Annotated in this window: 10 protein-coding genes and 1 pseudogene; 4 read left to right on the top strand and 7 right to left on the bottom strand. The window is 66.9% G+C overall.

The features are described from left to right. Window positions 1-182, top strand: a pseudogene (locus AX681_RS22390) (aminopeptidase); the annotation flags it as partial. Between the two features lie 24 nt (window positions 183-206). Beyond that, window positions 207-1,031 (top strand): NAD(P)-dependent oxidoreductase, encoded by an 825-nt coding sequence (locus AX681_RS06755; RefSeq protein WP_066657696.1) that lies wholly within the window; start codon window positions 207-209, stop codon window positions 1,029-1,031. On the opposite strand, the gene AX681_RS06750 is transcribed toward AX681_RS06755, so the two are convergent. Genes AX681_RS06750 through AX681_RS06740 form a run of 3 tightly spaced genes read right to left on the bottom strand, consistent with a single transcriptional unit; the run spans window position 941 to window position 3,768 of the window. Beyond that, window positions 941-1,870, bottom strand: coding sequence for a DMT family transporter (locus AX681_RS06750; protein WP_066657697.1), 930 nt, complete (start codon window positions 1,868-1,870; stop codon window positions 941-943). The genes AX681_RS06755 and AX681_RS06750 overlap by 91 nt on opposite strands. After that, complete coding sequence (locus AX681_RS06745) at window positions 1,867-2,868, bottom strand: threonine aldolase family protein (protein WP_066657699.1); 1,002 nt, start codon at window positions 2,866-2,868, stop codon at window positions 1,867-1,869. The genes AX681_RS06750 and AX681_RS06745 overlap by 4 nt, the downstream gene beginning before the upstream one ends. Before the next feature lie 48 nt (window positions 2,869-2,916). Beyond that, the gene (locus AX681_RS06740) at window positions 2,917-3,768 is read right to left on the bottom strand and encodes an SDR family oxidoreductase (protein ID WP_066657709.1); all 852 of its coding nucleotides are present in this window, start codon (window positions 3,766-3,768) and stop codon (window positions 2,917-2,919) included. Window positions 3,769-3,844: 76 nt separating this feature from the next. On the opposite strand from AX681_RS06740, the gene AX681_RS06735 reads away from it, so the two are divergent. Beyond that, a complete protein-coding gene (locus tag AX681_RS06735) occupies window positions 3,845-4,402 on the top strand; it encodes a hypothetical protein (RefSeq protein WP_066657701.1) in 558 nt (185 codons plus the stop codon). Further along, window positions 4,402-4,881 carry a DUF421 domain-containing protein gene (locus AX681_RS06730; RefSeq protein WP_066657703.1) on the top strand — a complete coding sequence of 160 codons (480 nt, stop codon included), beginning with the start codon at window positions 4,402-4,404 and terminating at the stop codon, window positions 4,879-4,881. Before AX681_RS06735 ends, AX681_RS06730 begins: the two co-directional genes overlap by 1 nt. 428 nt (window positions 4,882-5,309) lie before the next feature. On the opposite strand, the gene AX681_RS06725 is transcribed toward AX681_RS06730, so the two are convergent. The 4 genes from AX681_RS06725 to AX681_RS22385 form a co-directional block, all read right to left on the bottom strand. Then, complete coding sequence (locus AX681_RS06725; protein WP_066657712.1) at window positions 5,310-6,335, bottom strand: GGDEF domain-containing protein; 1,026 nt, start codon at window positions 6,333-6,335, stop codon at window positions 5,310-5,312. Window positions 6,336-6,448: 113 nt separating this feature from the next. Then, on the bottom strand, window positions 6,449-6,994 hold the full coding sequence (locus tag AX681_RS06720; protein ID WP_066657705.1) for a peroxiredoxin: 546 nt from the start codon (window positions 6,992-6,994) through the stop codon (window positions 6,449-6,451). A 20-nt stretch (window positions 6,995-7,014) separates the two neighbouring features. Beyond that, window positions 7,015-8,121: a phospholipase A gene (locus AX681_RS06715; RefSeq protein ID WP_066657707.1), complete on the bottom strand. Its 1,107-nt coding sequence runs from the start codon at window positions 8,119-8,121 to the stop codon at window positions 7,015-7,017. Between the two features lie 56 nt (window positions 8,122-8,177). Further along, window positions 8,178-8,653, bottom strand: a 476-nt coding sequence (locus AX681_RS22385) for a hypothetical protein (protein ID WP_197421820.1), incomplete at its 5' end; no start/stop codon positions are given.

Raw genomic sequence — 8,653 nt, 5'->3', positions numbered from 1 at the left:
CGAGCCGCTATCACCGCCCGTCGGACGAGATCACCAACCCCGAAATCCTGTGGGATCAGGGCGTGCGCTTCATCGAGGCGAATTACGCGATCGCGCGCGAGATTGCCGATGCGGATGCGCGTCCGGCGTGGAAGAAGGGTGACTTCTTCGGGACGCTGTACAACGGCTATGGCGCGAAGTGAGCTGAACCGGATCGTGGAGGCGTGATGCGCCTCCTCATTTTCGGTCTTGGATTCAGCGCGCGGCATATCGCCGCCGCGCTGCCCGCCGCTCGGATCGTGGCGACGGGTCGCGCGGGGAACCTTGCCTTCGACGATGCCGACCGGGTGCGGTTTGAGATTGCGCAGGCGACGCATATCCTGTCCTCGATCCCGCCGGACGAGGCCGATCCGGTGCTGGCCGCCTATGCCGCGGAGCTGGCGGATAGCGGGGCGTGGCTCGGCTATCTGTCCTCGACCGGAGTCTATGGCGATGCGCAGGGCGCGTGGGTCGATGAGAGCGCACCGACCGGGACCGGGCGGCGCACTACGCGCGCGGCAGCGGATACAGCGTGGCTGGGGCTGGGTGCGCGCGTGTTCCGCCTGCCCGGCATCTACGGACCGGGCCGCTCACCGCTCGACCGCATCTGCGCAGGCGAGGCGCGGCGGATCGATGTCCCGGGGCAGGTGTTCAGCCGCATCCATGTCACCGACCTTGCCGCCGGGGTCATTGCCGGGTTCGATGCGCCGCCCGGGGCCTATAACCTCTCCGACGACGAACCCGCGCCGCAGTCCGAGGTGATCGCGTTCGGATGCCGCGTGCTCGGTCTGCCCGTCCCGCCGCTCGTCCCGCTGGCCAATGCGCAACTGTCGCCGCAGGCGCGCGCTTTCTACGCCGAAAATCGCCGCGTCGCGAACGGCAAGGCGAAGCGCGTGCTGAACTGGTCGCCGCGCTTTGCCGATTACCGCGCAGGCCTGCGCGCCTTGAGCGCGACCACCAGCCCGACCCCGGCCAGCGCCGCGCCCGCTCCCGCCAGCAGCGACCAGCGATAGCCCTCGAAAATCGTCGAGAGCAGCATCGCGATCACCGGGATCAGCACGCTCGAATAGGCCGCCTTGGCCGGGCCGATGATGCGGATGATCCCGAAATAGAGTGGGAAGGCCACCGCGGACGCGACGATGCCGAGATAGAGCACGCCCGCGATATACGTCGCGGTCCATTCGAACACCGGCGGGCCGGTGGTGAGCCAGGCGAAGCTGCCGTCCATTGCCGCGCCGAGCAGCATCGCCCAGGCGATCGTCGTTGCCATCGGATAGCGTTTCGATGTCTCGGTCGCCTGCATCACATTGGCGACCGAGGCGCACAGCACGCCGATCAGGGTCAGGCCGATGCCGTAATAGACTTCGCCGGCGCCCGCCGGATCGCGGCGAAGCTCATGCACGAACAGCAAAGCGACGCCGGTCACCGCCACCACCGATCCGACCAGCAGCTGCCGCCCCATAAGCTGGCCCAGAAAGATGCGCGACAGGATCGCATTGGGGACGAGCAGGAGCGCGAACACCACGGCGACCAGGCCCGAGGTGACGTGCATCTCCGCGCGGTAGACGAAGTTGAAGTTGAGCACGAACTGCATCAGCCCGAGCAACGCCGCGAACCTCATGCCGCGCGCATCGAGCCATAGCGGCTGGCGCGACCATGCCGCCCAAACCAGCATCGCCGCCCCGCCGACGAGGAAGCGATAGGTGACCGACCAGGTCGGTGGCACCACGCCGAGCTGGCCGGTGATGACCAGCCAGGTCGACCCCCAAATCAGCGTGACGATGCCGAACGGGATCAGCACCGCGAGCCGCGTCGAATTGGGCCGTGGGGCCGCTGGCGCGCCTTCGCTCACAGCGCGGCGAGCGCCGTAGCGAGTGGGGCGACCGCCGCATCGTCCTGATCCCAGGCGACGACGAAGCGCGCCTCGCCCACGCCCCAGTCGTAAAAGTCGAAGCCTTGGGCACGCAGCGCTGCGGCCTCCTCGGGGCTGAGCCGCACGAACACGGCATTGGATTCGACCGGATGCACCAGCCGGTGCGGCGCGGCCCGGCCCAGCAATGCCGCCCCGGCATTGGCGGCGCGGGCGTTGCGCAGCCAGACATCGTCGTCGAGCATCGCGATCAGCTGCGCCGCGAGATAGCGGCCCTTGGACTGGAGATGCCCCGCGCGCTTGCGCCGCATCTTGCAGGTTTCGGCAAGGTCGGGGCGGAAGAAGATGAGCGCTTCGGCGCTCATGCCTCCATTCTTGATGAACCCGAAGCTCAGCGCATCGACCCCGGCGCGCCACGTTACATCCGCCGGATCACAGCCGTGATGCACGACCGCATTGGCGAAGCGCGCGCCGTCCATGTGCAGCGCGAGGTTCCGGCTGCGCGCCAGCTCCCCGATCGCCGCGACCTCGTCCGGGCTGTAAGCAAGGCCATATTCGGTCGCGTTGGTGATCGAGATGGCGTGCGGCTGAACCCAGTGGACGCCGGGTTTCACCGCGTCGAGCACCGCGCGGATCGCGTCGGGGGTCAGCTTTGCGCCCGGCCCCTCGGCCAGCATGAGCTTGGCGCCGTGGGTGTAGAATTCGGGCGCCCCGCCCTCGTCCATCTGGATATGCGCCTCGCGGTGGCAGACCACGCCGCCAAAAGGCGGGCAGAGCGAGGCGAGCGCGAGGCAGTTGGCGGCGGTGCCGGTCGGCACCCACAGCACTGCAACCTCCATTCCGAACAGCGCCGAAAACCGCGCATCGAGCGCCGCGCTCCAGCGGTCGCCGTCGTAAGCGGTGTCCTGGACATTGGCGGCGGAGAGCGCCGCGATCACCTCGGGGCAGGCGGGGGCGGCATTGTCGGAGAAGAAGCGCATGGCGGCCCAGATGCGCCGCCATGCGGTTCCGGTCAATCGGCCCTTGGGTCAGCCATTGACGATGATGCCCCCATTGGGATGCAAGACCTGTCCCGACATGTAGCTCGTATCCTCGCACGCCAGGAACAGGAAGGCAGGGGCAACCTCATTCGGCTGGCCCGGGCGACCCATCGGCGTATCCTCGCCGAAACTCTCGAGCTTTTCCGGCGATGCCCCGCCACAGGGGTTGAGCGGGGTCCAGATCGGGCCGGGCGCGACGGCGTTGACGCGAATGCCCTGCTCGATGAGATTTTCCGACAGCGAGCGGGTGAATGCGGTAATCGCACCCTTGGTGCTCGAATAATCGAGCAGCTCGGCCGAGCCCTGATACATGGTCACGGATGTACAATTGACAATCGCGGCGCCCGATTTCAGGTGTGGAAGTGCGGCCTGCACAAGGTAGAACATGCCGAAGATGTTGGTCTGAAAGGTGCGGAGCAATTGCTCTTCGGTAATGTCGCGAATGTCCTTGTCGGGGTGCTGTTCGCCCGCATTGTTGATGAGGACATCAAGCCGCCCGAAGGCGTCGATCGTCTGTTCAACCGCGCGGTCGCACATCTTCCTTGATCCGACATCGGCCTTGATCAGGATCGCGCGGCGGCCCTCGGCCTCGACGATGCGCTTCGTCTCTTCGGCGTCGGCGTCTTCGAGCAGATAGAGGATGGCAATGTCGGCTCCTTCGCGTGCGAACAGTGCAGCGACTGCGCGGCCGATGCCGCTGTCCGCACCGGTGATCAGCGCGACCTTGCCCTCGAGCCTGCCCGAACCTGGGTAGCGCGGCTGCCATTGCGGCTTGGGGTCGAGCTTGCGCTCCTCGCCCGGCAGCGCATCTTCGTGAATCATTTCGGCGGTGTCGATCATGCTGCGCTCCATCTGACCCCCGCCCGGCGTATCAACCGGGGGTGGAGCCAGCGGTTCCGCGCAACCGGGTGAGGCGATGTTCGTTACGGTCGGGATGAACGACACCACCGCCTCCTCCTTTCCGGATGGCATATCCGAATCGCATGCCGATCCGGCGACCGGAACCGGGCGCGGGCGGCGGCGCTGGCTGGCGCTGATCCTGCTGAGTGCGTTGATGCTGGCCGCATTGCTCGGGCTGTTCGGCGGGGGCAAGATACGGCCGGTCATTGCCACAGGCGACATGGCACGGCTTGAGATCCGCACCCCGCGCGTCATCCGCAATGGCGAGTTCTTCGAGACGCAGATCCGCGTCACCGCGCGTGGGCCGATCGATAAGGCGATGATCGCGGTCGATGCGACGCTGTGGCGCGACATGACGATCAACACGATGGTCCCGGCACCGAGCGAAGAATCGTTCAAGGACGGCGCGTTCCGGTTCGACTATGGCCCGCTGAAGCCCGGCGACACCCTCGACATCAAAATCGATGGCCAGATCAACCCGCCGCTGTTCGCCGGGACCAAAGGCAGCGTCGCGGTGCTGAATGGCGAGCGCCAGCTGGCGGCGATCCCGCTGCACGTCACGGTACTGCCCTGATGGATATCGTGATCCGCGCCAGTGTGATGTTCGCCATTCTGTTCGGGCTGCTGCGCCTGATGGGCAAGCGCGAGCTAGGGCAGATGACGCCGTTCGAGCTGGTGATGCTGGTGGTGCTGGGCGACCTGATCCAGCAGGGGATCACGCATAATGATTTCAGCCTGACCGGCGCGACGCTGGCGATCGCGACCTTTGCCTTTTGGGCGAGCGTGCTTGGGTGGGTCAGCTATCGCTGGCCGCGCGCGGAGCGGGCGATCGAGGGCGAGCCGCGCGTGCTGATCCGCGACGGGGCGCTGATCGAGGCCAATCTGAAACGCGACCGGCTGACGCGGCGTGAGGTGGAATCGGAGATGCGGCTGGCAGGAATTGCGCATGTCCGCGATGTTGCCTGGGCGATCCTGGAGCCCGAGGGGCGGATCAGCTTCATCAAGCGCGGGGACGGCGAGCCCGCACAGGCAGAGGATGCGCGACCCGCGTGAAGCGGGGGCGCACCCCCGCCGGTCAGGCGATGAAGCCTGCCGACTGGGGTGCGATGGTGGTGGCGACCATGGCGGCGGTGAGACCGAGCGACACGAGCGCGACGAAGAGATGACGAACCATGTGAAGTCTCCCTGAGTGAATGCGGTGGATCAGGCGACCGGACCGAGGCTGACGGTGTTCGCGATCATCACCAGGGTGAAGGCAGTGGCGCCGAGCAGAGCGACGGCGGAACGAGCGAAGCTTTCGAAACGGAGTGCCATGATGTTATTCCCTCTTTTGCTTCCCGGGGATCATTCCGCCGGGGATGCCAGAAGGATTGCAGGGACCGTGCCAGTTTCGCTAAGTGACTGATTTACTTAGCTTTGTAATTTTATTGTTGAGATTATTGGTGTAATTCGCCGGACGAGTTGGCGAATTTTACCAACCTTCAGCCACCGATGATGCGGTTACGGCCTGCGTGCTTGGCTTCGTAGAGCTTCGCATCGGCGCGCGCGAAGCTGTCGCTCAGCGATTCGCCGATATGCACGCGGGTGAGGCCTGCCGAGAAGGTGATCTCACCAATCGGCAGATCGGATTCGCGCAGGCGATAGCGTTTCGACGCGACCATCGACCGTGCATGTTCCATGATGTCGCGTGCCTTGGCGATGCCGATCCCGGAGAACAGGATCGCGAACTCCTCGCCGCCATGGCGGGCGACGAGATGGCCGACACAGACTTCGCTCAGCGCCTGGGCGATGGTGCGCAACACCCGGTCGCCCACGGCATGGCCGAACCGGTCATTGACCGACTTGAAATGATCGACATCGCACACCGCGATGCATAGCCGCGCGCCTGAAGCCTGCTGCGCGCTGAATGCTTCCTCGAACGCGCGGCGGTTGGGCAATTCGGTCAGCGTGTCGCGCCGGGCATTGTCGCGCGCTTCTTCAAGCGCGCTGCGCAGCTCGCTCGCTTCGCGCGTCGCGCTTTCCAGCTGCGATTCGGCACGATGCACACGTTCGAGCATCGCCCCGGTGATGCGCGAGACCTCTTCCAGCGCGACCCCGATCGGCCCGTCGCCCGAGCGACGGATCGCATCGGCGCTGGCGGCAAGGTCACGGCCAAAGCCGGCCGTCTCGGCGCGCATCGCCTGGACCATGTCCTGAAAGCCTTCGACCTGCATCTGGGTCTTGGCGACCAGGCCATCGACCTTCTCGCGCGCCTTGGCGGTGTTGGTCGGTGGTTCGCAGCCCAGCGCTTCGATGTCGCGCTGGGTCAGCCGGACGCCACCTTCGGTCAGATTTTCGACCGCCTTGGCGAGCGGTCCGTCGGGATCGTGCAGCAGATGCCAGGCAAAGGCGAAGTTGGCGGGGCTGGGTTCGAGCCGCTGGTCGAACAGGAACCTGCCGATGCGCTCGTACAGCAGACGCGCCGGATCAACCGTCTCGTCCGTACGTGACGCCCTTGCCAGCCTCACCTGCCCATCCTCCGCATGATCCCGTGGCCCACCCATTGCGCGCCGATCCGTTCGCCCCCGATCTAGTCCGCAAACTGCTAATATCCGGTGAAACGAGACCGGCCCGGAACGGATCAGCCGCGCTTGCTCGCCCGCCATTTCTGCACGGCGGCGAGGGTGTTGCGGACATGGTCCGCCGGGCTGAGGTCGCTATGCGCGTAGATGATCTTGCCGTTCGGGGCGATGACATAGCTGGTGCGGTTGGTGGCGTCGCGACCCCCGATCTGCCGCCCCAGCGCGACGTCATAGCCGCGGATGACTTCGGGGCTGGCGCTGGCGACCGCAAACTTTCCGGCGCAGTCCTTGGCAGAAAAATCGCGCAGCTTGTCCACCGGATCGGCCGACATGCCGATCACCACGGCACCGGCTTTCTTGAAGTCATCGACCGCAGCGGCGAACGCCGCCGCCTCGGCACTGCACCCCGGGGTGAACGCGGCGGGGAAGAAATAGAGCACGACCGGGCCCTTCTTCAGCTGCTTGGCCAGATGCACGGTGAAGTCGCGCCCGGCGATCGCGCCCTTGGCCGTGAAATCGGGCGCCTTGGCCCCCGGGGCAAGCGCGGCGCTGGCCGGCATGGTGAGCGGCAGCATCAGGGCGGCAAGAGCGAGCTTCAGGCGCATGGATCTCTCCTTGATATCGTTCAGCGGGTCAGGGCGATCCCGATCCGGGCGTGGCTGTCGCGACGGCGATGATCGTCCAATGCTTCGCCATAGCCTGTAAAGCCTTGAGCGAAGAGATAGAAGCCGAGACGGTCGCGGATCCGCGCAAGGGGGTAGGAGGCGAACAGCTCCGCCGCGCCGCGCCCGCTCTCGGGGCTGCCGCGCACGGTCAGCGCGAGCTTGAGGCTGTCGGGCTTGACCAGCGCAAGGCCGAGCGACCCATTGCCCCAATAGCGGTCGAGATCGGGGGCGACCCCCTGTTTACCGACATAGACCCAGGCCTGGGGCGTCACCTCCGCGCGCCAATTGTCGCCCAGGTCGAAGCTCTTGGTCGCGCGCAGGAAGATGCGGTTCGAATCGATCGAGGTCGCATCGCCCTCACCATTGGAATCGTGTCGCCAGCCGAGCCCGATCGTCGCGCTGGAATCGATCGCGCGCTCGACAAAGATTTCGGGCGAATAGGTGGTGTGGGTGAACGGGCCGGAGGGCAGGTCGAGCCGCCAGAACATCGTCTGGGTATAGGCGAAGCGCAGATGGCTGAACGCGCCGTCGCCGCCAATCGGCTGGAACGCGAAGCTGACCTGCAGCTTGCCACCCGAGTCGCCCAGGCCAAATGCACCATAGACGGGTTCGTGCGGGGAGAAGCGGTCGAGAAAACCCGATCGCGTGCCAGCCGAGGTCGGCGCCTCACGCTCGCCGGCGTCAGCGCTGCGCGGAGCGGCGGCGGGGGCATCGGCGGGCCAGGGCGCACCGACCCCGGCGGGGAGCGGCGCGCCGGGCAGCGGCTTGGTCGCCGGGCGGGCGGCATAGCCGGTCGGCACGTAGCGCGCCTTGGCGAAGCCGCCGGGCGCGATCGTGGCAGCCGGCGCGGGCAGGCGCTCGAGGATCAGGCGCGTGCCGTCGGCAGCCGTCACCTCGAGCGTGCGGGGCCCTTCGGCGGGGACGGCGCTGGTGCCTTCATTGATCAGGATCACCTCGACCCCGCGCAGCGCGGCGGCTTCCGATTCGGGCTGGGTCGGCACGGCGCGCAGCTGCGCCGCAGCGGGGGTGGCCAGCGCGGCAGCAGAAAAGAGGATCAGGCTTCGCATCGCGTCACGGGATGCCAGCGCTGCATGACGTTTGCGAGTCGGAATCGCGCGGGCGGTCAGTGGGTCCAGTCGAGCCTGAGCGACTGGAAGTGCCAGCGACGCTGCGCAGCTGTGGCCCCGTCGATATCGTTGACGCGGCGCAACACCGCCTCGCCTTCGATCCGCACCGGACGGCCCGAGGGGTCGGTGCCGGTGATCGTGACCGGCGCAGTGTAGTAAGACGATCCCGCCGCGCCCTCCAGCGTGCCGGTGGGGACCGCGACAATCGGCTTGCGCAAGTCCGCGAACAGGCTTCGGAAGTCCGACCGGCTCCATTTGCGGCGGTCGGCGGGGCTCAGCAGCGCCCAGGCCTGATCGAAGCGGCGCAGCTCGATCGCGCGGGCGAAGTCGAGCAGGACATCGCGCGCGCCGGTTTCGCCCCGCTCGGCTTCGGGCGTGAGCACGGGCTGAGTCGGCGCGCTGGCGGTAGTCGTCGGCGTCGGGATCGGCGGCGGGGGCGACGCAACCGGTGCGGCGGGGGTGGCACTAATTT

Source organism: Sphingomonas sp. CCH9-E2 (genome assembly GCF_001557215.1).
Classification (GTDB): Bacteria; Pseudomonadota; Alphaproteobacteria; order Sphingomonadales; family Sphingomonadaceae; genus Sphingomonas.
This window is presented reverse-complemented; position numbering and strand designations above follow the sequence as displayed.